Below are 25609 nucleotides of genomic sequence, written 5' to 3' on the forward strand. Positions count from 1 at the left end.
AATCGGGCGCATCCCCGAGGGGGGCGGCTGGCGTGCTCACGGCCGGGACTCCGAGAACGCGCGAGCAGCCAAGCGCGGGCCTGGCCGACGGGTCGGGTACACCTACCTGCACTCGGCGATCGACGGGTACACCCGCCTGGCGTACACCGAGGCGTTGGAGGACGAGAAGGCGGTAACCACGATCGGGTTCTTCTGCCGGGCGAGGGCGTTCTTCGCCGCCCACGACATCACCGTGGACCGGGTGATCACGGACAACGGGAACAACTACCGGGCCGTGGACTTCACCGCGAAGGTGGTCTCGCTCGGAGGCCGGCACCACCGGATCCGCCCCTACACCCCGCGCCACAACGGGAAGGTCGAACGGTACAACCGGCTGATGGTCGATGAGGTCCTCTACGCCCGCCCCTACACCTCAGAGCGGGCTCGGCGTGAGGCCCTGGCGGTGTGGGTGAACCACTACAACTACCATCGGCCTCATACCTCCTGCGGAGACGCTCCTCCGGCCTCACTGGCACCGACCCGAGTCAACAACGTCATGCCCTCCTACATCTAGGATCTTGGTGCCCACCAGGCCCGGGAGGATCACGAACACGGCGAGCGAGGGGATGGCGTAGAGCAGGCTGGAGCCGCCCACGATCAGCCTCCGACCCCAGCCGGTGGCGTTGGCCAGGCGGCCCAGGGGCACGGAGATCAGGAGGCTGAGCAGGACCACCGGGGAGGCGAGGGCGATGTGCCGCCAGGTCAGGGACAGGATGAAGTCCAGGTTGGCGCTGATCCAGGTCACGGCTGCACCAGCGTCCCGGCGACGCGGCCGGAGGCGTCCACCACGATGGGGGTGCCGGTGCGGTCCTCCACGTGGAGCTCGCGGCGGGCGCCGCCCACGAAGGAGCGGACGAAGTCGTCGGCGGGGCGCAGCAGGATGTCCTCGCCGGTGCCGTGCTGGGCCACGCGGGCGCCCTCGCGGAGGACCAGGACCTCGTCTCCGAGGAGGACGGCCTCGTCCACATCGTGGGTGACGAACAGGACGGTCTTGGACAGCTCGCGCTGGATGCGCAGCATCTCGGCCTGCAGGTCCGCGCGGACCACCGGGTCCACGGCGGAGAACGGCTCGTCCATGAGCAGGACGTCCGGGTCCGGGGCGAGGGCGCGGGCCACGCCCACACGCTGGCGCTGGCCGCCGGAGAGCTGGGAGGGGTATCGGGAGGCGACGGCCGCGGGCAGGCCGACGAGCTCGAGCAGCTCGTGCGCGTGGTCCCGGTCCTGGCGGGAGATCCGGCCGGTCAGGCGCGGCACGGTGAGCACGTTGTCCAGCACGGTGCGGTGCGGCAGCAGGCCGGCGTTCTGCATGACGTAGCCGATGCCGCGGCGCAGCTTCACGGGGTCCAGGGAGGCGACGTCACGGCCCTCGATGAGCACGCGGCCACCGGTGGGGTCTACCATCCGGTTCACCATCTGCAGGAGCGTGGTCTTGCCGCAGCCGGAGGAGCCCAGCAGCACGGTGGTGGTGTGCGGGGGGACCTCGAGGGAGAAGTCCTCCACGGCACGGGTGCCGTCCGGGAAGGTCTTCTCCACATGCTCGAAGCGGATCATGCGGTGGTGCTCCCTGAGGACTCGACAGGCGTGGACGCAGACGCCGCGCTCTTCGGGTGCGAGGCCTGATCGGCCAGCGTAGACCCCAGGTCAGGCCGGGTCGAGGGGCCGGGGCCGCAGAGGTGCGGAAAAGGTCATGGAGCCGGTGCGGAGGGTCGTCGGCATCGGGGTTTCCCGACGACGGCACTCGCCTCCGCATGTCAGGCCGTCGGGTCGAGGACGGAGATGTCAACAAGAACTCATCCGCACTCACACCTGGACAACGGTTTCGGCGACGGCACTCCCACTTCGACGTATGCACCGAGCGCGAGCCGCCGGGCCACACCGAGCCCACTGCGCTCCCGAGGCCGGGACGGACCGGACGCCGTAGAAGCGCAGCGCCTTCGCGCTCAGTCCGGTGGCGAGGGCGAATTCGCCGACGGTCATCAGGGGGCTCATGGGACGACCTTTCCCTCCGGTGTTCCCAGCGTGGGCGTTCCCCCAAGGGGAGGGTCAACCGTCGCCCAGCCTGCTCGAGACCGGCGGCCTCAGACCTCCAGCAGCACCTTGATCTCGCGGCGCTCGTCCATGGCCCGGTAGGCCTCCGCGGCGTCGTCGAGCGGCATGCGCGCGGTGAACACGCGGCCGGGCTGGATCTCGCCGGACTGGATGCGCTCGATCAGCTCGGGCAGGAAGCGGCGGACGGGGGCGGGCCCGCCCTCGAGGTGGATCTGCCGGCCGAAGAGGTCGGAGCCGTCGAGGGTCTGGTCGTGGGAGACGCCCACGAACCCGACGTACCCGCCGGGGCGCACCGAGGCCAGAGCTTGGTCCATGGAGCCCTGCGTGCCGACGGCCTCGCACACCCCGTGCGCGCCGTAGCCGCCGGTGAGCTCGCGCACCTGGGCGGCGCCCTCCTCGCCGCGCTCGGCGATCACGACGTCGGCACCGAACTCACGGGCGAGCGCGGCCCGATCCTCATGGCGGGAGAACACGATGACCTTCTCCGCGCCGAGGGTCTTGGCGGCCAGGACGGCGCACAGGCCGACGGCGCCGTCGCCGACCACGGCGATGGTCTTGCCGGGGCCGGCCTGCGCGGCGACGGCGGCGTACCAGCCGGTGCCGAGCACGTCCGAGGCGGCGAGGTAGTCGGTCAGGCGGTCCGGGTCCGAGGGTTCACCCCCGGGCACCTTCACGAGGGAGCCGTCGGCGAGCTCGACGCGCATGTACTGCGCCTGGCTGCCCGTGTACTCGCCGGCGTTGACGCAGCGGGACTGGTAGCCGGCCTGGCAGATCTCGCACGTGTTGTCCGAGAGCATGAAGGAGCCGATCACGAAGTCGCCGACCTCGAGGGTGGCGACGTCCTCGCCCTTCTCCACGATCGTGCCGACGTACTCGTGGCCCATGCGCCGGTGGTCGACGTCGTTGTGGCCGCGGTAGGGCCACAGGTCAGAGCCGCACACGCATGCGGCGGCCAGCTTCAGGACCACGTCCGTGGGCTGGGCGACGCGCGGGGTGTCCACCTCTTCGACGACGACGTCGCCCGGCGCGCGCATGACGACCGCCTTCATCGTCTCGGGGATGGCCGGGGTGGCGGGGGTCTGTGCGGTCATGGTCTGTCCTCCGGTCTGGCCCGGCGGCCCGGGCGGCGGTGTGCGGGGACCAGTCTTGCGCCCCTGAGCCGTGGAGACGACACATCGGCGTCGCAGGCGGGGCCGGTGGATGACCGCGCGCCAGCGACATCACCGCCGGGCAGAACCGCGGTGATGTCGCTGGCGTGAGGTCGGCCGACACACCCCGCTCGGCTCATAGCGAACGAGCGCCGCCGGACGTTACGCTGTGGTTCCCATCACATCCGACTCCCCTCGGAGGCCCGTCGTGACCCTCACCCTGCCCGCCCGCCTCGAGCGCACCGCCGCCGAGCACCCGAACTCCACCGCCCTGATCCTCGGTGAGAACCGCATGACATACGCCGAGCTGCAGGACCAGTCCCAGCGTCTGGCCGGGCTCATGCGGCAGGAGGGCATCGGCCCCGGGGACCGCGTGGCGCTCATGGTGCCGAACATCCCGGCGTTCCCGGTGGTGTTCTTCGCGGCCCTGCAGCTGGGCGCCGTCGTCGTCCCGATGAACCCGCTGTTCAAGCGCCGCGAGATCGAGTACTACCTGGAGGACTCGGGCGCGTCGATGCTGTGGTCCGTGCCGTCCGAGGAAGCCGTGGAGGGCGCCCGCGAGCGCGGTGTGCCGCTGCGCACCCTCGGCGAGGACGGCCTCGCCCCGCACCTCGCGGAGAGCCCCGGCCCGGTGACCGAGACCGTCGAGCGGGACCTCGAGGACGACGCCGTCATCCTCTACACCTCCGGCACCACCGGCCGCCCCAAGGGCGCCCAGCTGACCCACCGGAACATGGGCACCAACGCGGACACCGTGGCGGAGACGTTGATCCAGCTCCAGCACGGGGAGACCGTGCTCGGCTGCCTGCCGCTGTTCCACGTCTTCGGCCTCACGTGCGCGCTCATGGCGCCCGTGACGACGGGCGCCAGCCTGGCGTTGATCCCCCGCTTCGATCCCGCCGTGGCCGCGCAGACCGTCCGGGAGTGCGCGGTGGACGTGTTCATCGGCGTGCCCACCATGTACGGGGCCGTGCTGGCCGCGGCCAAGGACCATCCGGAGGACCTGGCCAGCCTGCGCCTGGGCGTCTCCGGCGGATCGGCCCTGCCCGTGGAGCTGCTGCGCCGCTTCGAGGCCACCTTCGACTGCGAGATCCTGGAGGGCTACGGCCTGTCCGAGACCTCCCCGGTCGCGTGCTTCAACCATCCGGGTGAGGCGCATCAGCCGGGCTCGATCGGACGCGCCGTCCGCGGGTGCGAACTGCAGCTGGTGACGCCGGACGGGGCCGTCGTGCCCGAGGGCGACGAGGAGACCCTGGGCGAGGTGTGGATCCGCGGGGAGAACGTGATGAAGGGCTACTGGGGCAAGCCGGAAGCCACTGCCCAGGCCATCACCGAGGACGGCTGGTTCCGCTCCGGCGACCTCGCCCGGCGCGATGCCGCGGGCAACTACTACATCGTGGACCGCACGAAGGACATGATCCTGCGCGGCGGGCTCAACGTGTACCCGCGCGAGATCGAGGAGGTGCTCTACGAGCACCCGGCCGTCGCGGAGGCCGCCGTGGTGGGGGTGCCCCACCCGGAGCTCGGCCAGGAGGTCGCCGCGCACGTGGTGCTCGCCCCCGGTGCGCACGCCACGGAGGAGGAGCTGATCCAGCACGTCAAGTCCCAGGTGGCGCCCTACAAGTACCCGCGCACCGTGACCGTGCGGGACGGGCTGCCCAAGACCGCCACCGGCAAGATCCTCAAGCGGGAACTGACGCCGACGGAGTGAGCTCGGGATGACCGCCCGGGCCCGCGTGTGGGCCGAGGTGCTCGCGGAGGCGGGCGCCGCGGTCGCCCCGGACCCGGTGCGTGGCATCCCGTTCGACGAGGCCGGGCGCGCAGACCTGGCGGTCCCCGTGGACCGGGCGCTGCGGGTGGCGCCGCCGGCCGACGTCGAGGGCGCCTCCCCCTAGAACAGTGCCGCCACCCCCCGAGCGGCGAGCGGGACGAGCCGCACGGCCCGCACCACGGTGAACGCGGTGACCACCGAGACGAGCGCCCACTCCCGCCAGGACCCGGTCCGGCCGAGCAGGGGAAGCCGGAACCGTCCGGAGGACTGCCACCACCACAGGCGCGCGGGAGGCTCCGGGCTGAGCGGCCAGAGCAGGGCCACCCCGTTGTTGGTGAGGGCGTCGCCGAGGATGTGCACGCTCACGCCGACGGCCACGGAGGCGGGGATCCACCACAGCCCGTCGCTGAGGACGGTCGCCGACACCGCGACCAGGATGCCGAGTGCCCACGCGGCCCTCCATCCCCGGTTCGGGAGCAGTCGGAGGGCCTTGGCGGCCACGGCCGCCAGGAACGCGGCGATGACCCCCTGACCCGGCGTGTAGACGTGCCCCGCGATCGGCACCTGGATGGAGGCGGCCGCCGTCGCGATGGCGGTGAACGCCGCGACCCCCACCAGCGAGTGTGTGCCGCGCCGATGCCCGCCGGCCACGTGGCGGATGCCGCGGCTCAGCCACTCGGTCAGGGGCGGCAGGGCGTGGACGACGGTGGCGCGGGGGTGGTCCCAGTCGCTGATCATGGCCGCGCCGGCGGTGGTCGCGGCGCCGAGCAGCTGGAGTTCGGCGGGCAGGTGCAGCACGGCGATCGGCGACTGCCAGTGCGTGAGCGCCAGCCAGGCCGCGGCGCCGGTGGCCGCGTGGGACGGGCCCATCATGGGTGAGGTCCTCTCGTTCGCAGGACCGGGCCGCGTCACTGCGCCTGCGAGGGCCGGCGGGCGGCCCGCGGGGAAGGAAGAGGACCAGGGTGGCAGGCGGGGCGGACACGGTAAGGAGGCCGCCGCGGCCGGAGCGGGTCGAGGCGGCTGCCCGGCCGGGGGCGGCCGCCCGGCCCCTCACCCCGTCATCGCCAGCACCAGCGGGGCCAGCAGGGCGGTGAGCACGCCGGAGCAGGCCATGGCGAGGGCGGAGAACGCGCCGGTCTTCGGCCCCTCGGCGAGGGCGCGGGCGGTGCCGATGCCGTGGGAGCTCACGCCGATGGCCAGGCCGCGCACGCGGGGGTCGCGCACGCGCAGCAGGTCGAGCACCCAGGGGGCGAGCACGGCGCCGAGCACGCCGGTGAGCACGGGGAGCACGGCGGCGAGGGAGACGATCCCGCCGCCGGCGTCGGCCACCGCCATGGCGATCGGCGTCGTCGCGGACTTGGGGGCGAACGTGGCGGCCAGCGCGGCGTCCCCGCCCATCATCCGCACGATCAGCACGGCGCTCACCATGGCGGTCAGCGAGCCGACGGTGACCCCGACGGCGACCGGCAGCAGCAGCTTCCGGATGTCAGGGCCGGCCCGGTACAGGGGGACGGCGAGGGCCACGGTGGCGGGGCCGAGCAGGAAGGTGAGGTAGCTGCCGCCGATCATGTAGGTCTCGTAGTCGATGCCGGTCAGGGCCAGGAACGCGGCCACCAGCACGATCGTCACGAGCACGGGCGTGAGCAGGGCGGTCTGCCGGGCGGCGAGCCACAGGCGGCGGGCGAGCACGGCGACGGCGAGGGTCAGCGCGATGCCGAACAGCGGTGTGTGCAGGAGCGCGTCCCAGGCCTCGGCAAGGGAGTCGGTCAGTTCGGCGGCGTTCACTGTGCGTCCTCCTTGTCCGTGAGGCGGCGGGCGAGCGGGGCGGCGACGCCGGCGGTGACCACCAGCCCCAGCAGCCAGGGCACCACGAAGCCGACCAGCATCAGCGCCCGGTGTTCCCCGATGAGGCCCAGCACCGCGACGACGCCGACGCCCGCCGGGACGAACAGCAGCGGCAGGTGCTGGAGCAGGTGATGGCTCGCCGTCATCACCGGCGCGTCCTCGGCCGGCCGGCGCCACGCGAGCAGGCCGAGCAGCAGGAGCATGCCCAGCACGGCCCCGGGGATCGGCAGGTGCAGCGTGTCGGCCACGAGCGTGCCCGCCAGCTGGCAGAGCAGCAGGATCAGCAGGCCCTCGATCATCGGGGTTCACCTGCCTCGGACGGGCCCACGGGCGGCAGGCCGGGGACGACGCCGCTCCCCGCGGCGTCGAGGTGCGCCTGCAGGGCGCGCTGGGCGTCTGCGGCGCGCCCGGCGGCCAGCTGGGCGCAGATCTCGGCGTGCCCATCGAGGAGGCGGCGGGCGGCGTCGACGGATCCGCCGGTGGCGGCGTGGATCAGGCGTGCCAGGCGGGGGGCGAAGGTGCGCACGACCTCGTCGAAGGCGGCGTTGCCGCACGTGGCGATCACGTCCCGGTGGAAGCGCACGTCCAGCGCGGAGAAGGCAGCGAGGTCGCCGGCGTCCAGGGCGGCGCGCTGCTGCTCCAGGTTGGCGGTGAGCGTGGCGACGAGGGGCCCGACGGCGTCGGGCCGCGCGGCGACCGTGGCGAGGGCGGTGGACTCGAGGAGGCCGCGCAGGGCCGTGAGGTCGGCCACGCTCTGCGGCGTGAGGGCCTGCACGGCCGCGCCCTTCTTGGGGAGGAGCCGCACCAGGCCCCAGCGCTCGAGCTGGAGGAGGGCCTCCCGGGCCGGCGTCCGGGAGATGCCGGCCTCCGTGGAGAGCTGGACCTCGGTGAGCATCTCCCCCGCGGCGATCTCACCGCGGACGATGCGCCAGGCGACGTCGTGGGCCAGGCGGCCGGCAGCCGTGGCACGACTGCCCCATAAGGGGTCGGAGAGTGGAGTCATGCGGGCCAGAGTAATCGGATGCATGCATGGATGTATGCATTGTGTCGGACTCGGAAGGGGTCCGGGTGGGGAGGGGCACAAGGTGCCGGCGCCTGTCGAAGCGGGCCTGCGGAGCGGCTGTCAGCCGAGTTCTGTGCCGGTCAGGGGTGCGCGGGGAGGGCGCGGTTGCGGGCGGCCCCGCCCCTGACTGGCCGTTGCGCACCGCGCGGCTGACGCTGCGCCCGTACCGGGAGGACGGCCTCGCCGGCCCTGCCGGATCGGTGTCCCAGCTGGACCTGGGGTTCGAGACGTACGGCCTGCACCGGGTGGTGGCGCAGATGGACGCCCGCAACCCGACGCCCGCCCGGATGGCCGGGACACTACACGCGGCATGAGGCTGGTCAGCCCGGTAGACCACCCCCGTCAACCCCGCCGGCCCGCACGCGCGGCGAACTCGTCCAGACAGGCGAGCACCTCGGTGGCCAGCCACACCCGGTTCCGACGCTGAGCGGACGCGGCCTGCAGAGCGCCGGCCTCGACAAGCTGGTCCACGGCCCGCTGGGCGGCCGGGCGCGAGACACCCAGCGCCTGGGCCAGATGGTCCACGGTCACGGCGGGTTGCGCGATGATCACCGCGAGCGCCCGCCAGACCGCCGCGTCCCGCCGGGCGGTGAGCCGCTCGCGCCAGCCGGTCAGGGCCTCGTCCAGGTCCGCGACGAGCTCTCGGCCGTTGCCGACGGCGGCCAGGGCGGCCTGCGCGAAGCGGCGCACGATGGGCGCGGGGTCGCCGTCGCGGTAGGCGGCGAGGGCGTCGAAGTATCCGGCCGTGTCCGTGAGGAGTCCCGCGGAGAGGGGCACCCCCATACGGGTGATCGCGCCGGCCCGATGCAACACGGCGTGCACGAGGACGCGCCCGCTGCGGCCGTTGCCGTCCGCGAACGGGTGGATGGTCTCGAACTGGGCGTGCGCGATGGCGGCCTGCACGAGGGCGGGTACGTCCGTGCGTCGCAGATAGGCGAAGAGATCGTCCATCCCGGCACGCAGGCGCTCCGGGTGGGGCGGGACGAACTGCGCCGTGTGCGGCGTGGGCGCCCCGCCCCCGATCCACCCCCGCGCATCGCGGTAGGCGCCCGGCCGGGCATGCTCCTGACCGTCCATGAGGGCACGATGGGCGGCCAGCAGGGCGGGCTCGTCCAGGTCGGCGGCCAGCCGGGAAGCAGCGCCCATGGCCCTCACGTTCGCCGCCACGAGCGCTGCGTTCGGGCGGGTGCGTTCGCCGAGAGTCGCCAGGGCGAGGGCTCGCGCGCCCGCGGTGATGTGCTCGATCTGCGAGGAGGACGCGGACTCAGTGCGCAGGAGCACCGCGTCGATCGGGGCGATCTCGCCGGTGAACCCCGGGAGGGCGTGGCTGATCTCGGCGTCGAAGCGCACGACGGCGGCCGTCGCCTCCTCGACCTCGGTCGCCAGATCGGAGGGCAGGTCGAACCCGAGTCGGGCGATACGGGCCGGGAGCGCGGCTCGATATGGGCCTGCTGCACGCACGCGAGCGCTGCGGGAGCGCAGGCCGGCGTCATCCGGGCCCGCGGCCCAGGGGCGCTCTTCCCAGCCGACGGCCCACGGGGTCGGGCGCGGATCGTTGCTCATGCCGCCACCTTACGCAACGTTATGTCTAGAGAGTTGCGTACTTCTGGGCGTCGTGAGGTGGAAAGCCGTCAGCCCCGGGCCCGATGCTCCGAGGCGAGCATCGCGTAAGTGACGCCGTCCACCCAGCCGCGGGTGCGGTGCAGTGCCTCCTCCTTGAAGGTGCCCTCGTGGCGCAGGCCGACCTTCTCCATCACGCGCTGGATGGGCGCGTTGTCCGCGAAGGCGTGAGCCTCCACGGGTCGGACGCCGAGGCCTGCGAAGGCGAGATCCAGCAGGGCACAGGCCAGCTCGGTGGCGTGGCCCCGGCCGGCGTGGGCCTGGGCTATGGTCCAGCCGATCTCGGCCTGCGCGTCCCGGGCTTCCTCGCGCGGCGCGCCGCGAGGTCGAGGAGGGGCGTGGCCATGGGGTCACGACAACGGGCGGCGGTGACGTCCCCTCCCCTACTCTCGGCCCCATGGACGTCACCTTCACTCCGCTCGACCCGGCAGGCGCCGACCGGGACGCGCTCGTCGCCCTGCTCACCGAGAACGCGTGGCCGTTCCACACGCGCCCGCGCGTCACCCAGCCGGAGGCGGAGAAGGCCGTCGATGGCGGCGCCTGGGAGGATGAGGACCACCGCACCTTCTGGATCGACCACGCCGAGCACGGCCGCGTCGGCGTGGTGCGCCTGGAGGACCTCACGGACCCCACCCCCTTGTTCGACCTGCGCGTGGCGGAGCGGTTCCGCGGGCGCGGGCTCGGCGCGCAGATCCTCACCGCGCTCACCCGGCACGTCTTCGAGACGATGCCTGCGGTGGACCGCTTCGAGGGCCAGACCCGCGAGGACAACGTCCCCATGCTGCGCACCTTCCGCCGGGCCGGCTGAGTCAAGGAGGCGCACTACCGGCGCGGCTGGCCCGTGGACGGCGGCGAGCCGCTCGCGTCCGTGGCCTACGCAATGTTGCGCCAGGACTGGGCGTCCGGCACGACGACGCCGGTCCCCGCCGACGTCGTCGTGCCGCCTCCGGCGGGTCGCAAGGAGGGCGCGGCTGAGGGCGGACGCGCCCCTGACTGGCCGTTGCCCACCGCGCGGCTGACGCTGCGGCCGCACCGGGAGGACGACCTCGGCTGGTTGCAGGAGATGTACACGCAGCCCGAGGTGGTGCGCCACCTGCTGGACGAGCCCTGGGACGAGGCGACCGCGCGGGCGAAGCTGGCCAAGCGGATCACGTGGGACGACCTCGGCGGCCCATCCGGGGCGGTGTCCCTGGTGGTGGAGCACGCGGGCGCCCCCGTGGGTGACGTGATCCTGTGGCTGACGGACCGCGAGCGCGGTGTCGCGGAGATCGGCTGGGCACTGGATCCGCGGCATGCCGGTCAAGGCTTCGCCCGGGAGGCCGCGGCTGCGCTGCTGGACCTGGGGTTCGAGACGTCTGGCCTGCACCGGGTAGTGGCACAGATGGATGCCCGCAACACGGCGTCCGCCCGACTGGCCGAGACGCTCGGGATGCGTCGAGAGGCACACCACCGGCAGGACCTGTGGAGCAAGGGCGAGTGGACGGACACCCTCGTCTACGCGATGCTCGCGAGCGACCGGGGGGAGGGGCCATCTATGACGACGAAGGCAACGTCAGCTCCGGAAGAACCGCCTCGGGCCCCGTGGCGAAAGAGAAATCCCCCACGTGCGCATCGTGGAGAGGCGTGGGGGATGCGGTGATGTGAACGTTCGCATCCATGCGCACCGAGGTCGGCGTGTCGGGCGCAATCCGTGCCGCCGAACGGACTTCTACGCTCACCCCGTGTAGCTCGAGACCGTGAGGGGATGGACTCGTGAGGCTCACCAGGTGTGCGGACCGAGGTCCTCGAGGATCTCCAGGTCGAGAAGCCACTCGTCAGGGCGGGGAGTCTCGGGGAGCACCGGCTCGTAGGCGCCGACGTAGACGACCTCCCCCAAGCCGAGGCCGGTGGCCTCCTCCGGATCAAGGACCGTCAGGTCAGCGTGGCCGGGGACGCGATCGATCTCGGCGAGCCGCCCCGAGGGCCACACCTCGTGTGCCGCCCTCACCACGGCCCGCACACGACGCAACGGGATCGACCCGGCGGGGCTGCCGTCGTCGTGATGGGTGACGACCCAGCCTGCAGAGGCCAGGGGCCCAGCCTGACTCACTCCCCGGGAGGGCAGCAGGATCAGCTCGTGGACTTCCCCCACGGCGATCGGGTCACCGCAGCATTCCTGTTCCCAGTCCGAGAGCGAGGCGCGGCCGACGGCGCCGACGGTGATGTCCATGGTCGGAGTGTAGGGGCGGGGCCTCACCCGAGGGCACGCGTCACCCGGGGCGCTCCGCCCTCGTTCCAGCGGAACAGGGTGAGGTGCCACAGCCCGAGGAGCGTGTGGGACGAGCCACCTCCACGCGCGCCGACGTGCCGCTGTTCGAGCGGCTCGGGTTCCGCGAGACCGGACCCGACGCCTGCATACCCGCGACCCGGGAGTGACATCATGGACCTCGGCTCGTGCTGATACCGGATCTCGTGACGTGACACCGGGTATCGTGAGCCACGCCACTACACTGTGCCTCCACTGATAAAGGAGCAACCCCCCATGCCGACCCTGCGAACCGTCTCCCTCTCCGCCGCCACGCGGGAGGATCACCTCGCCCGCCTCCGGGCCACCAGCCCGGAGGCCCCCCTCGACATCCTGATCGTGGGCGGCGGCTCCACCGGCGTGGGCGCCGCGTTCGACGCGGCCACCCGCGGCCTCGACGTGGGCATCGTCGAGGCCCGCGACTGGGCCTCCGGGACGTCGTCCCGCTCCTCCCGCCTCATGCACGGTGGCCTGCGCTACCTCGAGATGCTGGACGTCAAGCTGGTGTATGAGGCGCTGCGGGAGCGCGACCTGCTGCTCACCCAGACCGCGCCCCACCTGGTGCGCCCCCTGCGCTTCGTCTTCCCGTTCTTCCACAAGGTGATCGACCGCGGCTTCATCGGCGCCGGCGTCACCATGTACGACGCCATGCAGTCGCTCGGCCGCCGCCGCGCGATGGGCGCGCACCGCCATCTCAGCCGCCGCTCCATGGCCGCGACCTTCCCCTCCCTCGACGACGAGAAGATCGTCGGCGCGGTCGAGTACGCCGACGCCCAGTTCGACGACGCCCGCCTGGCCATGATGCTCGTGCGCTCCGCCGTGGACCACGGCGCCGTGGCCGCCAACTACACCGCCGTCACCGACTACCTGCGCGGCGACGACGGCCGTGTGCAGGGCGTGCGTGTCCGCGAGGAGACCTCCGGCGAGGAGTTCGACGTGCACGCGCGCGCCGTCATCCTGGCCGGGGGCGTGTGGACCCAGGAGCAGCAGGAGCTGGCCGAGGCCGACGGCGGCCTCGAGGTGCTCGCCTCCAAGGGCGCCCACATCACCGTGCCGCGCGACCGCATCCGCGCCGACGCCGCCACCGGCGTGATCACCAAGACGGAGAAGTCCGTGCTGTTCCTCATCCCGTGGGACGAGTACTGGGTGATCGGCACCACGGACACCCCGTGGGCGGAGGACGTGGCCCATCCGGCCACCACCGCGGACGACATCGACTACATCCTCGAGCACGCCAACGCGGTGCTGAAGGAGGACCTCACGCGTGACGACGTGGTCGCCACGTACGCCGGGCTGCGGCCGCTGCTGCAGCCGGTCACCGGGTCCGACGGCGGCTCCACCAAGATCTCCCGTGAGCACACCGTCACCGAGGTGGCCCCCGGCCTCACCGCCGTGGCCGGCGGCAAGTGGACCACGTACCGGGCCATGGCCGAGGACGTCGTGGACTTCGTGGTGCGCGAGACCCACCCGACCCGTCCCAGCCTCACCGAGCGCATCCCCGTGCTCGGCGGCCTCGGCTACTCGGAGATCGAGGCGGAGGCGGACCGCATCGCCGCCGACTACGGCCTGGACGAGGCCCGCGTTGACCGGCTCCTGTTCCGCTACGGCACCGTGCTGCGCCACGTGCTCGACCTGATCGACGCCGACCCGTCCCTGAGCGTCCCTCTCGCCGAGGCGCCGCGCTACCTGCGCGCCGAGATCGTCTACGCGGCCCGAGCCGAGGGCGTCGTCCACCTGGACGACGTCATCGAGCGCCGCACGCGCCTGTCCACCGAGGTCCGCGACCGCGGCGTCGCGGCGGCCGAGGAGATCGCGTCCCTCGTGGCCCCCGAGCTGGGCTGGGATGAAGAGCGCATCGCCGGTGAGATCCGGGCGTACAAGAACCTCGTCGCCGCACGCCTCCGCGGCGAGACCGCCCACGACGACGTCACCGCCGCCGCCGCGCTCGCGGCCGCCGACGCCGACGCCGCCCCCACCCCCTGAAAGGAGCCCGTCCATGGGCACGATCTTCCTGTATGAGATCGCCGGCACGGCGATCCTCCTCCTGCTGGGCGTCGGCGTCGTCGCCAACGTCGTCCTCTCGAAGACCAAGGGCAACGGCGGAGGCTGGCTGCTCATCAGCTTCGGCTGGGGGCTGGGCGTCTTCGCGGGCGTCTACGTCGCTGCCGCGACCGGTGCGCACCTGAACCCCGCCGTGACCGTCGGCCTGCTCGTCAGCGGCGCCGAGGAGTACGCCCCCGGCATCGCCGTGACCCTCGGCACCACGCTCGCGTACTTCGCGGCGCAGCTGATCGGCGCCTTCCTCGGCGCGGCCCTGGCCTGGCTGGCCTACCGCGACCACTACCAGACGGAGACGGACCAGGGTGCGATCCTGGGCACGTTCGCCACAGGTCCCGAGATCCGCAATCCGCTGTGGAACATGGTCACCGAGCTGATCGCCACGTTCGTCCTGGTGTTCGTGGTCCTGCTCTTCGGCTCCACCCCCTCCGGGCTCGGCCCGCTCGCGGTGGCCCTGCTCGTCGTCGCGATCGGCGCGAGCCTGGGCGGCCCCACGGGGTACGCCATCAACCCGGCGCGCGACCTGGGCCCCCGCCTGTTCCACGCCGTCGCGCCGATCCGGCACAAGGGCGGCTCGGACTGGGGCTACGCCTGGGTGCCGATCGTCGGCCCGCTCGTCGGCGCCGTCCTGGCCGGCCTCGCCGCGCCTCTGTTCGTCTGAGCGGTCTGCCCGTCCAACCCCGGCGGGCACGTTCCCCTGCGGGAACGTGCCCGCCACCCCCACACCCCCGTGACCACCTCCGAAGGAGTAGGACATGACCACCCCCCGCTACGTGATGGCCATCGACCAGGGCACCACGTCCACGCGCGCGATCCTCTTCGACCACAGTGGGGCCATCGTGTCCACTGGTCAGCGCGAACACGAGCAGATCTTCCCGCGCGCCGGCTGGGTGGAGCACGACCCGGTGGAGATCTGGACGAACACCCGCGAGGTCATCGGCGAGGCCCTGGCCCGCGCCGAGGTGACCCGACACGACGTCGCCGCCGTGGGCATCACGAACCAGCGTGAGACCACCGTGGTGTGGGACCGCAACACCGGCAAGCCGGTGTACAACGCCATCGTGTGGCAGGACACCCGCACCGACCGCCTCTGCGAGCGCCTGGCCGGCGACGTCGGCGCGGACCGCTACAAGGAGCGCGTCGGGCTGCCCCTGGCCACGTACTTCTCCGGGCCCAAGGTGGCCTGGATTCTGGAGAACGTGGACGGTGCCCGGGAGGCCGCCGAGAACGGCGACCTCATCTTCGGCACCACGGACTCGTGGCTCGTGTGGAATCTCACCGGCGGCGGCGAGGGCGGCCGGCACGTCACCGACGTCACCAACGCCTCCCGCACCATGCTGATGAACCTGGACACCCTCGACTGGAACGAGGAGATCTGCGCGGACATGGGCATCCCGATGTCCATGCTTCCGGAGATCGTCAGCTCCTCCGCCGAGGTGGGCACCGTATCCGGCCAGCAGCTGCTGCGCGAGACGCCGATCACCGGCATCCTGGGCGACCAGCACGCGGCGACCTTCGGCCAGGCGTGCTTCGAGGTCGGCCAGGCCAAGAACACGTACGGCACCGGCAACTTCATGCTGATCAACACCGGCGAGGAGCCGGTGCACTCGGACAACGGCCTGCTCACCACGGTGGCGTACCGCATTGGCGACCAGAAGCCGGTGTACGCGCTGGAGGGCTCGATCGCCGTCACCGGCTCGCTGATCCAGTGGCTGCGGGACAACCTCGGGATGATCGCCAGCGCCCCGGAGGTCGAGACCCTGGCCGCCGGCGTGGAGGACAACGGCGGCGTGTACTTCGTCCCCGCGTTCTCCGGCCTCTTCGCCCCGCACTGGGACGCCGCGGCCCGCGGCGTCATGGTGGGCATGACCCGTTACGTCAACAAGGGGCACATCGCCCGCGCGGCGCTCGAGGCCACCGCCTTCCAGAGCCGCGAGGTCCTGGACGCCATGAACGCGGACTCCGGCGTGGACCTCACCGAACTGAAGGTCGACGGTGGCATGGTCGCCAACGAGCTGCTGATGCAGTTCCAGGCGGACCTGCTGCGCGTGCCCGTCGTGCGCCCCAAGGTCATCGAGACCACCGCTCTCGGCGCCGCCTACGCCGCAGGCCTGGCGGTGGGGTTCTGGGCGTCCCAGGACGAGCTCGTGGCCAACTGGGAAGAGGACAAGCGCTGGGAGCCCACCACGGACGAGGAGGAGGTTGAGCGCACCCTGCGGCTGTGGAAGAAGGCCGTGGAACGCTCCCGCGACTGGGTCGACGAGGACGTCGAGTCGGCCCAGGGCTGAGCCGTCCGGTCCGTAGGTCGGTCCGGCCGGCCCCGTGCGCCCCGGGCCGGTCCGGGCCGGTCCGGGCCCTCCAGAAGGACCCCGAGCAGCACTACCCCCTCGTCGGCCGCCTGCGCGCGGAGCGGGGCGGGGGTCGGTGCCGTTGCCATCGGTGCAGCGGCCAGGCCCGAGGTGCCCGGCTGCTCCGACGTCAAGCTGTCCTCATCCAGGGCGTCCTCTTCCCCCGCCGCTTCCGCCCAAGGCGGCGGTGGACAGGCAGGCGAAGTAGTCCGCATCCACGTTCCGGCTGTCCTTGATGGCGCTCCGCTGTGGAATCTCCTCGGAGATGCTCTCCCCGGCCGCGTTGTTCGCCGAGGCCACCACCATTTCGAAGCCGGCCACCTCAGGCCGGAGTTCGCGCGCCCGTCGTCGCATCCTGCCCTCGCCGGTCCACTCATGGGTGCGTTCGGTGAGGGCGTCGAATGGGTTCTCACACGCCGACAATCGGCGTGCTCGTTCGACGACGTTGGACGCCAGGATGTCCCGGAGCGTTGTCGTCTTGCCGGTTCCGGGGAGGCCGTTCACACCCATCAGACCTGGCCCGCCCGCCTCGACGACGTCGGCCCGCGCGACGACATCAATGCGGGCGGCTTGCAGATGCCCCGTGTGCTCGTGGGCAGTCACATTCGAGGAACTCAGCGATGGCTACAGTGCCGGGATGGCGCGCTTGTCCTCCTCCCCGAGGCTCGGCGGGGGCAATCCATCCCCCCTCCCGTCTGACCTTCGCCCTCTCCCCCAGGACAACGGAGTCCGTTCAGTTCCGGTTCAGCCCGAACCGGCGCGTCATCAGAGCCTCCTTGTAGTGCTTCTCCGCGGCGTCGATCTGGGCTTGCGGGGTATTGGAGCCGAACACGCGCAACAGGCTGAACGTGTACCGCTCCGGTTGGGCGGGGTCGAGCTCAAGGGCATCCCGGAGGGCGACGTTCCCGCCATGCCCGTCACGGGCGTAGGCCTCCCACCGTCCGAGCACACCACGCTCGCCGTCGGCCTTGCCCACGTAGCACTGGCCCGCGGTCTCGTCGGCGATCAGGTAGATCCCGCGTACGGCCTGCAGGGCGGTGCGCCAGCCTGCGTAGCGGGTCTCGGTCACCATTGACTGCAAGCCCCCGTAGCTGAGCAGCACATGGTCGAAGCCGGGGAACGCCTCGGTGGTGGGGTCGGCGATCTCCAGGACGGGGAACCGCGCCGCCAGGGGGCCGCGCTTGGCCCAGTTCACGGGGTCTGCGGACCACTCCACCACCAGGCGCTCCTCGAGGGAGGCCAGCAGCGGCACGGGCGCAACGTCGTAGTACCGGTACCGCTCCGTGCGCTCAGCCACGGCTTCCCCGCGGTTCTCGTACACGGCGGTGAGGCGAGAACGACGCCCGCCCTCCCCCATGAAGATCAGCCAGTGGCGGGCAGGCTCCTTCGGGAACTTCCCCAGGTGGTGCTGCTCCCGCGTGTAAGCGAGCACCCGCTCCGGCGTGGCTGCCGCCCGCGATGGCAGCCCCGACTCCTTGTAGGTGTGGCGGATGGCAAGAACCTCGTGCGGGTCCAGGCCAGCGGCGTCAAGCACCGACCCAAGAGTCAGGACGAACGGCTCGGGAACCGGATCAGAGTGCGGCATAGGACCTCATTCTGCTCATGGGACGGATCCACATCGACAGATTGACACTTCAGACTCACAGTCGACCACCAAGGGGGGCTCTCAAGAGCGGCAGTGTCAGTCTCCCGCCCCTCTGGCCGACACCAGTCGGTACCGGGTGTCCTTGTGGCCCTGACCGCCGGTCATCTCCACCAGCCCGTCGAGCAGCGGCTGGCGGAGCGCGTAGCGGATCTGCCGCGCGGTCAGCATGGTGGCCTCCTCCAGGTCGCGGATGCCCACCGCCTCCCCCGCGGCCAGGGCACCGAGGACGCGCCCCTCGTGGCGGGTGGGCGCGGAGCTGGGCGGCACGGCCGATGACGGCGCATCCGCCTTCACGTCGGGCACCTCCTCCACGGGGGGTGTCCGCGCAACCTCCACGGCAGGCTCCCGCCGACTCGGCCGAGCCCCCTCGGGCCGCGGCCGCCAGAGCAGAGCCTTGAACTGGACGCCCGTGTCGATGAGCTGAGGCCGGCCCAGCCCCCACTGACGAGCGGACCGGAACACCTCGTGGATGCCGCCGCCCTCGCCCTCGATGACGGAGGCGCCGTCCGGCGTCGTGAGCTTCTTGGCGATCTGGTACAGCCGCTGATTGACGGCGGCCTGGGCATGTTCGTCACTTTCGAGCTGGGTGAGTGACACTCCGCGGAGGCCGCCCGGGCTCTGAATGAACAGGGCCCGGTCCGTGAGCCGCACCTGGATGGCCTTGCCCGCGCCGAGGGTGTCGGGGCCGAGGTCGCGGTGCACGAGGGCGTTGCCGAGGAGTTCACGGACGGCGGCGAGCGGGAGCTCGGGGCGGCGCTCGAGCTGACCGTCGGGGCGGTACACGTGCTCGGTCCCGAGGTTCTGGCGCACCCAGGCCATCACCTCGTCGAGCAGCACGGGGACGGGGCCGGTGAAGTCCGTGAGGTTGCGGCTGCGCGCCTGCCCCTCTCCCCCGCGCACCTGGACGGCGGCGGTGACGGTGAGCCCCGGATAGCGGCCCTGCGGGTAGTCGCCGAGGGCGTAGAGGCCGGCCAGGGTGGGCTCCCCGGCGGCGGTGAGGACGTTGGTCTGGCGGAGGATCTCCTGGTGCGTGCGGTCACGGAGGCGGCGGTCCCGCTCGCGCACGGCCGCCACGTAGTCGGTCACGAGCTCGGGGACCAGGTCCTCCTCGCTCATCCCGGTGACGGGCTTGACGTCGTAGTCCACGCGCTCGTCGGCGTGGAGCTTGGCGACCTCCACCATGCGCAGCTCGTGCGCGTGCATCACGTAGTCGCCGTCGGACTGGCGGAGATAGGCCTGCCCTCGCACCGTTGCGGGCCGGTCCGTGAGGCGCAGGGGCACCACGTGGGCGACGAGCACGTCCTTGCCCTCCAGGCGGAAGACCTGGGGCAGGAGGGTCGGACTGGGCGTGACGGCCTCGCGCGCCTGGGCCACGAGCCCCGCCTCCAGCACGGCGACGTCGGGCACGCCCACCACGCGGAACTCGCCGTGCGCCTCGTCGACGCCGCAGACGACGGTTCCACCGTCGGGCATGTTGGCGAAGGCGCAAAGCGTCTCCGGCATGGAAGGGACGCCGCCCGTGGCCCGCTTGACCTCGACCGAGGTGGTGTCGCCACGACGCGCGCGGAGGGCGTCGAGGGTGGCCGTCAGATCATCAGAGGACCAGTTCACAGTGACAACTGTAAGTCATGGTGTCAGTGTCATGGGGTGGCGCTTTCTTCGAGGGCCGCTCAACCTGGACCCCGGCGACGTCGAAAACCTGGACGAGGTGCGCCTCCGCGGCGGCATGAACGTGTACCCGCAGGAGATCGAGGAGGTCCTCTACGAGCACCCGGCGCTGGCGGAGGCCGCCGTGGTGGGCGTGCCGCACCCGGAGCTCGGCGAGGAGGTGGCCGCCTACGTGACGCTGGCGCCCGGCGCGACCGCGACCGAAGAGGAGCTCGTCGCGCACGTGAAGTCCCAAGTGGCGCCGTACAAGTACCCGCGCAGCGTGGTGGCGATGGACGGCCTGCCGAAGACGGCGACCGGGAAGATCCTCAAGCGGGAGCTGAAGGCGGCCAGATGAGCCCGGCCCGGCGCCGTCGGACGCGCCGGGCCCGGCCCCTCAGACCTCCAGCAGCACCTTGATCTCGCGGCGCTCGTCCATGGCCTGGTAGGCCTCGGCGGCGTCGTCGATCGGCCTGCGCGCGGTGAACACGCGGCCGGGCTGGATCTCGCCGGACTGGATGCGCTCGATCAGCTCGGGCAGGAAACGGCGGACGGGGGCGGGGCCGCCCTCGAGGTGGATCTCGCGGCCGAAGAGGTCGGAGCCGTCGAGGGTCTGGTCGTGGGAGACGCCCACGAACCCGACGTACCCGCCGGGGCGCACCGAGGCCAGGGCCTGGTCCATGGAGCCCTGCGTGCCGACGGCCTCGCACACCCCGTGCGCGCCGTAGCCGCCGGTGAGCTCGCGCACCTGGGCGGCGCCCTCCTCGCCGCGCTCGGCGATCACGACGTCGGCGCCGAACTCACGGGCGAGCGCGGCCCGATCCTCGTGGCGGGAGAACACGATGACCTTCTCCGCGCCGAGGGTCTTGGCGGCCAGGACGGCGCACAGGCCGACGGCGCCGTCGCCGACCACGGCGATGGTCTTGCCGGGGCCGGCCTGCGCGGCGACGGCGGCGTACCAGCCGGTGCCGAGCACGTCCGAGGCGGCGAGGTAGTCGGTCAGGCGGTCCGGGTCCGAGGGTTCACCCCCGGGCACCTTCACGAGGGAGCCGTCGGCGAGCTCGACGCGCATGTACTGCGCCTGGCTGCCCGTGTACTCGCCGGCGTTGACGCAGCGGGACTGGTAGCCGGCCTGGCAGATCTCGCACGTGTTGTCCGAGAGCATGAAGGAGCCGATCACGAAGTCGCCGACCTCGAGGGTGGCGACGTCCTCGCCCTTCTCCACGATCGTGCCGACGTACTCGTGGCCCATGCGCCGGTGGTCGACGTCGTTGTGGCCGCGGTAGGGCCACAGGTCCGAGCCGCACACGCACGCGGCGGCCAGCTTCAGGACCACGTCCGTGGGCTGGGCGACGCGCGGAGTGTCCACCTCTTCGACGACGACGTCGCCCGGCGCGCGCATGACGACGGCCTTCATGGTGGCGGGAATCTCGGGGGCGGCGAGGGTGGGGGTCTCGGTGGTCATGGGGTGTCCTCTCGTCAGGTCCAGGGAATGTCGCGGAGAAGTCTCCCCCGCGCCGGGGCACGGGGGCGACGGCTGAGAGGCGGGGCGGGAGTGGGGTGCGAACCCCCGGGGCCACTGCACGGGAGTCTGTGACCGCACCCCTGCCGTCCCGGGATGGACGTGACGTGGGGCTTTCCGATGCGGAGGCTTCCCTCGCCGGCGGGAGAAGAGCATGGCCCAAGGCCGGGGTCGGAGGACCCTGCGACTAGCATCACAGACAGCCCCGACCACCTTCCCCGAGAGGATGCGGCCGCCGTGTCGACCTTCCAGACGCCTCAGTACACCATTGTCGAGCTGCTGCAGAAGGCCCGCAGTGGGGAGCTCCAACTGCCCGACTTCCAGCGTCCGTACCGCTGGGACGATGAGCGCATTCGCTCCCTCCTCGTGACCATCCTCCGCGGCCATCCGATGGGGGTAATCATGACTCTCAGGACCGGGGGGCAGAACGTGCGCTTCAAGCCCCGGCCTATCACGGGCGTGCCCGCGGAGGGGCTCAAGGATCCCGAGCTGCTCCTCCTCGATGGTCAGCAGCGCACCACGTCCATGGTCCAGGCGCTCACGGGAGACGGGATTGTCGACACCGAGGACGTCCGCCATCACAAGCTCCGGCGCCGCTATTTCGTCGACGTGGTCAAGGCTTTGGGGGATGTACGGGAGCAGGAGGACGCCGTCGTCTCCCTGCCAGACACCGGGATCGTCACGGAGAACATCGGCCGCGACGTCGTTTTGGACGTGACGACCGAGGAGAAGCAATGGGAACTGGGTCTCATGCCCGTGACCGTGCTGTTCGACAGCGCGGACTGCTTCGCGTGGATGATGAAGTACCAGCAGGCTTTGCCCGAGCGCATGGAGATCACGCAGCGATTCCTCTCCTCCGTGGCCCAGGCCGTCCAGACCTACAAGATCCCTGCCATCGAGCTGGACAAGGACATCTCCAAAGACGCCGTGGCCACCGTGTTCGAGAAGGTCAACACCGGCGGCCTTCGCCTCGATGTCTTCGAGCTGCTCACTGCCACCTTCGCCGGTGACCGCGCGTATTACGAGGAGACCGGCGAGGACTTCCGGTTGGCGGAGGACTGGGCTCTCACGGAGGAGGTGCTCCGCACTTACCCGGTTCTCACGGACATGAAGAGCACGGACTTCCTCATGGCGGTCTCCGTGCTCGCCACGTTGGCGAAGCGACGCGAGGCCCTTGCGGCCGGCAAGACCGGACAGCAGGTCCCCCAGACCAGCGCCCGTCGAGAGGACATCCTCGGCATGAGCCTGGAGGACTATCGCGTCTGGGCACCACGTCTCCGCAAAGCCCTCCCCACCGTGGCTCGCCACCTGCGCGACCTGCACATCCATGACAGCCGCGGAGCCCCCTACAGCTCTCAGGTGGTGTCGCTACTGATCATCACCACGCTCCTGGGGGATCGAGCCGAGGAGCATGCCGTGCGGGCACGGCTCAATCAGTGGTTCTGGTGCGGCGTACTGGGCGAACTCTACGGCTCCACGATCACGACCCAGTTGGCCAAGGATGCGGAACAGATCCCCGAATGGTCGCTGGGCAAGTCCGCAGAGACCCCGGAGGCGATCATTCGTGCGAGCTTCTCAGAGTCTCGTCTCGGATCGCTGCGGACCCGCCTCTCGGCCGCGTACAAGGGCGTCTACGCCCTGATCATGGCGCAGCAACCGCCAGCAAAGGACTGGATGCTGGACCAGACGCTGGACTTCCAGTCCTACGACGACCTCCAGGTGGACATCCACCATGTCTTCCCGCGGAAGTGGTGCGACGAGAACGGGATTGAACCCTGGCGGCGGGAGAGCATCATCAACAAGACCCCCCTTGCCAAGAAGACCAACATCCGCCTTCGGGGCGACTCTCCGGCGGTATACACGGAGCGACTCGACGACAAGGGCCTGACGCCCCAGCAGGTAGACGCCCAGATCTCGACCCACGCGATCGACCCGGCTCTCCTCCGCGCCGGAGACTTCGACGCGTTCTTTAACGACCGGCGCCGACGCCTCGTCTCCATGATCGAAAACGCCATGTGCAAGCCCGTGGTGCGCGACTGGGAGGTGGATTCGGAAAGTACTGACGCCCCGGAAAATTTCAACGACCCAGCGGAGATGGAAGCCGATGAGCCCGCGGGTGACGAGGAGGCGGCGAACGTGGCCGACTAGGGCGTGTCTGACAATAGTTTCGACCACGCGGTCACCGCGTTCAAGAGAACGGCAGCCCGGTAGACGATCGCGTACTTGTCATACCGGGTCGCCAGGCCCCGCCACTGCTTCAGGTGCGCGTACTGGCGCTCGATGACGTTGCGGCCCTTGTAGGCGGCCGCGTCGAGGCCGACGGGGCGCCCGCCGCGGGCACCGCGCCGTCTGCGGTGGCCCTGCTGGTCGGCCGGTTCGGGGATGACCGCTTTGATCCCACGGGCACGTAGGTGGGTGCGGATCGCCCGGGAGGAGTACGCCTTGTCGCCCAGCACGGCCTCGGGGCGGGTCCGGGGCCGCCCTACTGGCCGGGTCACGCGCAGCTGCTCCAGAAGAGGAAGCAGCATCGGGGAGTCCCCTGCCTGGCCGGGGGTGATCAGGCTGACCAGCGGCAGCCCGGTCCCATCGACGAGCTGATGGATCTTCGTGCTCAGCCCGCCACGGGAGCGCCCGATGCCGTGATCGGCCGGCTCCTCACGCGGATTCTTGTAGTTCGATCCATCCCCCTGTGTGGCGGGTGATGTTCGTCGCGTGCTGGTGGGCGCGGGCGATCGTGGAGTCCACCGACACCGACCAGTCCACCAAGCCCTGCGCGTCAGTGGCGGCGGTTAGCTTTGTCAGCACCGTGTCCCAGGTGCCCTCGGCCGCCATCCGGCGGTGCCAGGTCCACACGGTCTGCCAGGGCCCGTAGACCTCGGGCAGATCCCTCCAGGGAATCGAAGCACCGGTACCGGTACCGGTAGATGATCGCCTCCACCATGGTGCGGGCGTCGGCGAACGGCCTGCCGGCGCGGCCGGTCCGGGTCGGGAGCATCGGGGCGATCAACTCCCACTGGGCGCGGGAGAGCATCTGGAACCGGGACATGCCGTCCAGGGTGTCAGCTGACCCTTGGCTTCATCGTCAGACACGCCTTAGATCTCGTCGATACCGGGCATTCACCACCTTGTTGAATGCTCGACCAGGAAATTGATTAAATCCTCCGCCGCGGCAGTGATAGTGAAATTATCGAGTTCAGAATCCCACCGAAACTCGATTGGCATACCCGCAACCTCCACACCAACGGATATTTCATCCGGAATTGACGACTCCAATGGGCGGGGAAAGCTCGGAAGGAACGGTTTCTCCGCGTTGGGGCTTGTATCTCTGCGGCTAACAAATATGGATGGGAAAGGCCGCACGGAGGGCGCCGAGAGGCATCGTCTATATTCGTCAGACTGGTAACCGAACCAAAGCAGCCACTCATCCCTGCCGTCACTTGGACCCACGGTGCAGAACCAAGAGTTGCCGCTTGAATCCCTGTCCCCCAGAAGTGAGAAGTTCTGAATATTGGACATGCCGCTCAATTCGAATGTCCAATTAACACGACCACACTCTTCCGCCAGCCGGTCCCGAAATTTTGATATTACAGCATCCCACATCGAGTAACGAGCTGTATTGTCGGAAAGGAATTTGTCCTCAATAATATCTCGGACATAGTTCGGCTTCCTCATGAGACGAGCCTGATTCCGAATGTTGCGCGTGAATAGATCATACAGGGGCAATATATCCCCTTGATCACTGGCCGCAAGCGCCTCGTAATACTCTTTCCGGTCGGCGGATGGGCGAATAATTAGAGGCGGGTATCCGTGGCGAGCCAGCTCCAAATTTGCCAACACTCGGGCTGTTCGACCATTCCCGTCGTCGAACGGGTGAATGTGGGCTATCCAGGCATGGACAACAGTTGCAGTAAGAATGGGATCTCCACTGCCTTGTTGCCACCAATCCGACAACTCCAACATGACGCGGGCCACGTCGAAGGGTTCCGCCGGCTTGTGATCTGTGCCGGAAATTCTGTTGGAGTGCTCCTTAAAGGAACCCGCCCCATAAACGTCCCCAACAATTACTTTCTGCAGCTGTCGAATCTCATGAACCATCGGGGCACGATCACTCTTCTCGCGCCATTCATGGGCTATCTCATGGGCCTTGTAAAGACCCAGAACCTCATAGACCTTTGGATCTGACTCAATACTTCGAGTCAGAGTATGAATAGGCCCATCCAACAGCTCTCGGTGCTTCGCAACGATTTCGCGAGTAGCAGCCAGAGGCCATTCCATATGCTCCATCTCATTACTCTCCGTAACGAGGTCAGTCACGCTTGCCTGTATAAATGGCCTCAGCATCTCCTGAGCATCGCGCGCAATTTGTTGCATTGCTAGTGCGGCAATCCTCCGAGCACTCTTAGAGTTATCTAGCCGCTCATAAAAGACGGCACGAGATGCCGCATCCTCTGGGATTAAGTAGGGCGTTCCCTCAAGAGAATCCTCGGGTGACAATGAATCAATGTCGTCATGCAGTTTCAAAGCACAGCCCCCAATACACTTCAAGCTCCAAACCGGCCTTGGAGCTAGA

At 70.3% G+C, this 25609-nt stretch carries 24 protein-coding genes and 3 pseudogenes; 11 read left to right on the forward strand and 16 right to left on the reverse strand.

What is annotated here, in order from left to right; genetic code table 11:
• Nucleotides 1-553 (forward strand): integrase core domain-containing protein (locus tag ACTSKS_RS10050; RefSeq protein WP_442927518.1); only part of this gene is annotated, 553 nt, incomplete at its 5' end.
• Here the strand turns inward: ACTSKS_RS10050 and ACTSKS_RS10055 are convergent.
• From ACTSKS_RS10055 to ACTSKS_RS10065, 3 genes are all read right to left on the reverse strand, one after another.
• Nucleotides 506-784: a hypothetical protein gene (locus ACTSKS_RS10055; RefSeq protein ID WP_442927519.1), complete on the reverse strand. Its 279-nt coding sequence runs from the start codon at nucleotides 782-784 to the stop codon at nucleotides 506-508. The two genes, ACTSKS_RS10050 and ACTSKS_RS10055, sit on opposite strands and share 48 nt — an antisense overlap.
• Entirely contained in the window at nucleotides 781-1590 is an 810-nt protein-coding gene (locus tag ACTSKS_RS10060) for an ABC transporter ATP-binding protein (protein ID WP_060774840.1), read from the reverse strand. The genes ACTSKS_RS10055 and ACTSKS_RS10060 overlap by 4 nt, the downstream gene beginning before the upstream one ends.
• 527 nt (nucleotides 1591-2117) lie before the next feature.
• Complete coding sequence (locus ACTSKS_RS10065; RefSeq protein WP_442927520.1) at nucleotides 2118-3179, reverse strand: zinc-binding dehydrogenase; 1062 nt, start codon at nucleotides 3177-3179, stop codon at nucleotides 2118-2120.
• Between the two features lie 265 nt (nucleotides 3180-3444).
• Here ACTSKS_RS10065 and ACTSKS_RS10070 point away from each other — a divergent pair, with 265 nt between their 5' ends.
• The gene (locus ACTSKS_RS10070) at nucleotides 3445-4947 is read left to right on the forward strand and encodes a long-chain-fatty-acid--CoA ligase (RefSeq protein ID WP_237069441.1); all 1503 of its coding nucleotides are present in this window, start codon (nucleotides 3445-3447) and stop codon (nucleotides 4945-4947) included.
• A 7-nt stretch (nucleotides 4948-4954) separates the two neighbouring features.
• The gene (locus ACTSKS_RS10075) at nucleotides 4955-5131 is read left to right on the forward strand and encodes a hypothetical protein (RefSeq protein ID WP_237069442.1); all 177 of its coding nucleotides are present in this window, start codon (nucleotides 4955-4957) and stop codon (nucleotides 5129-5131) included.
• On the opposite strand, the gene ACTSKS_RS10080 is transcribed toward ACTSKS_RS10075, so the two are convergent.
• From ACTSKS_RS10080 to ACTSKS_RS10095, 4 genes are all read right to left on the reverse strand, one after another.
• The gene (locus ACTSKS_RS10080) at nucleotides 5128-5880 is read right to left on the reverse strand and encodes a metal-dependent hydrolase (RefSeq protein WP_442927521.1); all 753 of its coding nucleotides are present in this window, start codon (nucleotides 5878-5880) and stop codon (nucleotides 5128-5130) included. The genes ACTSKS_RS10075 and ACTSKS_RS10080 overlap by 4 nt on opposite strands.
• Nucleotides 5881-6057: 177 nt before the next feature.
• Complete coding sequence (locus tag ACTSKS_RS10085; protein WP_095695120.1) at nucleotides 6058-6792, reverse strand: LrgB family protein; 735 nt, start codon at nucleotides 6790-6792, stop codon at nucleotides 6058-6060.
• Nucleotides 6789-7151, reverse strand: coding sequence for a CidA/LrgA family protein (locus ACTSKS_RS10090; RefSeq protein ID WP_002855541.1), 363 nt, complete (start codon nucleotides 7149-7151; stop codon nucleotides 6789-6791). Before ACTSKS_RS10090 ends, ACTSKS_RS10085 begins: the two co-directional genes overlap by 4 nt.
• Entirely contained in the window at nucleotides 7148-7855 is a 708-nt protein-coding gene (locus tag ACTSKS_RS10095; RefSeq protein WP_041104849.1) for a GntR family transcriptional regulator, read from the reverse strand. The genes ACTSKS_RS10090 and ACTSKS_RS10095 overlap by 4 nt, the downstream gene beginning before the upstream one ends.
• A 194-nt stretch (nucleotides 7856-8049) precedes the next feature.
• Between ACTSKS_RS10095 and ACTSKS_RS10100 the strand changes: the two genes are divergently transcribed.
• Nucleotides 8050-8229, forward strand: coding sequence for a hypothetical protein (locus ACTSKS_RS10100; protein ID WP_231936617.1), 180 nt, complete (start codon nucleotides 8050-8052; stop codon nucleotides 8227-8229).
• A 28-nt stretch (nucleotides 8230-8257) separates the two neighbouring features.
• Here ACTSKS_RS10100 and ACTSKS_RS10105 read toward each other — a convergent pair whose 3' ends face one another.
• Both ACTSKS_RS10105 and ACTSKS_RS10110 read right to left on the reverse strand, forming a co-directional pair.
• On the reverse strand, nucleotides 8258-9478 hold the full coding sequence (locus ACTSKS_RS10105) for a Fic family protein (RefSeq protein ID WP_144818856.1): 1221 nt from the start codon (nucleotides 9476-9478) through the stop codon (nucleotides 8258-8260).
• Nucleotides 9479-9546: 68 nt separating this feature from the next.
• A pseudogene (locus ACTSKS_RS10110) lies at nucleotides 9547-9822 on the reverse strand (GNAT family N-acetyltransferase); the annotation flags it as partial.
• A 110-nt stretch (nucleotides 9823-9932) separates the two neighbouring features.
• Here ACTSKS_RS10110 and ACTSKS_RS10115 point away from each other — a divergent pair.
• Nucleotides 9933-10460: pseudogene (locus ACTSKS_RS10115) on the forward strand (GNAT family N-acetyltransferase); the annotation flags it as partial.
• A gap of 138 nt (nucleotides 10461-10598) precedes the next feature.
• Entirely contained in the window at nucleotides 10599-11174 is a 576-nt protein-coding gene (locus tag ACTSKS_RS10120) for a GNAT family N-acetyltransferase (protein ID WP_372972016.1), read from the forward strand.
• Nucleotides 11175-11294: 120 nt separating this feature from the next.
• Here ACTSKS_RS10120 and ACTSKS_RS10125 read toward each other — a convergent pair whose 3' ends face one another.
• Nucleotides 11295-11744 (reverse strand): hypothetical protein, encoded by a 450-nt coding sequence (locus ACTSKS_RS10125; protein ID WP_144818852.1) that lies wholly within the window; start codon nucleotides 11742-11744, stop codon nucleotides 11295-11297.
• A 312-nt stretch (nucleotides 11745-12056) separates the two neighbouring features.
• On the opposite strand from ACTSKS_RS10125, the gene ACTSKS_RS10130 reads away from it, so the two are divergent.
• From ACTSKS_RS10130 to glpK, 3 genes are all read left to right on the forward strand, one after another.
• On the forward strand, nucleotides 12057-13802 hold the full coding sequence (locus ACTSKS_RS10130; RefSeq protein WP_442927523.1) for an FAD-dependent oxidoreductase: 1746 nt from the start codon (nucleotides 12057-12059) through the stop codon (nucleotides 13800-13802).
• A gap of 13 nt (nucleotides 13803-13815) precedes the next feature.
• Nucleotides 13816-14538, forward strand: a complete 723-nt coding sequence (locus tag ACTSKS_RS10135) for an MIP/aquaporin family protein (RefSeq protein WP_078026192.1) — start codon at nucleotides 13816-13818, stop codon at nucleotides 14536-14538.
• A 94-nt stretch (nucleotides 14539-14632) separates the two neighbouring features.
• Nucleotides 14633-16165, forward strand: a complete 1533-nt coding sequence (glpK, locus tag ACTSKS_RS10140; protein ID WP_078026193.1) for a glycerol kinase GlpK — start codon at nucleotides 14633-14635, stop codon at nucleotides 16163-16165.
• Nucleotides 16166-16366: 201 nt separating this feature from the next.
• On the opposite strand, the gene ACTSKS_RS10145 is transcribed toward glpK, so the two are convergent.
• From ACTSKS_RS10145 to ACTSKS_RS10155, 3 genes are all read right to left on the reverse strand, one after another.
• Nucleotides 16367-16828, reverse strand: a complete 462-nt coding sequence (locus tag ACTSKS_RS10145; RefSeq protein WP_354436234.1) for a hypothetical protein — start codon at nucleotides 16826-16828, stop codon at nucleotides 16367-16369.
• Between the two features lie 130 nt (nucleotides 16829-16958).
• Entirely contained in the window at nucleotides 16959-17759 is an 801-nt protein-coding gene (locus ACTSKS_RS10150) for a GIY-YIG nuclease family protein (RefSeq protein WP_246836829.1), read from the reverse strand.
• 147 nt (nucleotides 17760-17906) lie between these two features.
• Nucleotides 17907-19481, reverse strand: a complete 1575-nt coding sequence (locus tag ACTSKS_RS10155; protein ID WP_078026196.1) for an ATP-binding protein — start codon at nucleotides 19479-19481, stop codon at nucleotides 17907-17909.
• 31 nt (nucleotides 19482-19512) lie between these two features.
• On the opposite strand from ACTSKS_RS10155, the gene ACTSKS_RS10160 reads away from it, so the two are divergent.
• Complete coding sequence (locus ACTSKS_RS10160; protein WP_425342664.1) at nucleotides 19513-19875, forward strand: AMP-binding enzyme; 363 nt, start codon at nucleotides 19513-19515, stop codon at nucleotides 19873-19875.
• 39 nt (nucleotides 19876-19914) lie between these two features.
• Here the strand turns inward: ACTSKS_RS10160 and ACTSKS_RS10165 are convergent, their stop codons facing one another.
• A complete protein-coding gene (locus ACTSKS_RS10165; protein WP_442927524.1) occupies nucleotides 19915-20982 on the reverse strand; it encodes a zinc-binding dehydrogenase in 1068 nt (355 codons plus the stop codon).
• 294 nt (nucleotides 20983-21276) lie between these two features.
• On the opposite strand from ACTSKS_RS10165, the gene ACTSKS_RS10170 reads away from it, so the two are divergent.
• Nucleotides 21277-23187, forward strand: coding sequence for a DUF262 domain-containing protein (locus tag ACTSKS_RS10170; RefSeq protein WP_168196739.1), 1911 nt, complete (start codon nucleotides 21277-21279; stop codon nucleotides 23185-23187).
• Here the strand turns inward: ACTSKS_RS10170 and ACTSKS_RS10175 are convergent.
• A pseudogene (locus ACTSKS_RS10175) lies at nucleotides 23184-24085 on the reverse strand (IS5 family transposase). The gene ACTSKS_RS10170 and the pseudogene ACTSKS_RS10175 sit on opposite strands and share 4 nt — an antisense overlap.
• A gap of 71 nt (nucleotides 24086-24156) precedes the next feature.
• The coding region (locus ACTSKS_RS10180) for a Fic family protein (RefSeq protein ID WP_442927525.1) at nucleotides 24157-25609 on the reverse strand (1453 nt) is incomplete at its 5' end.

The sequence above is a fragment of the Micrococcus sp. TCR-5 genome (genome assembly GCF_052220525.1).
Classification (GTDB): Bacteria; Actinomycetota; Actinomycetes; order Actinomycetales; family Micrococcaceae; genus Micrococcus; species Micrococcus luteus.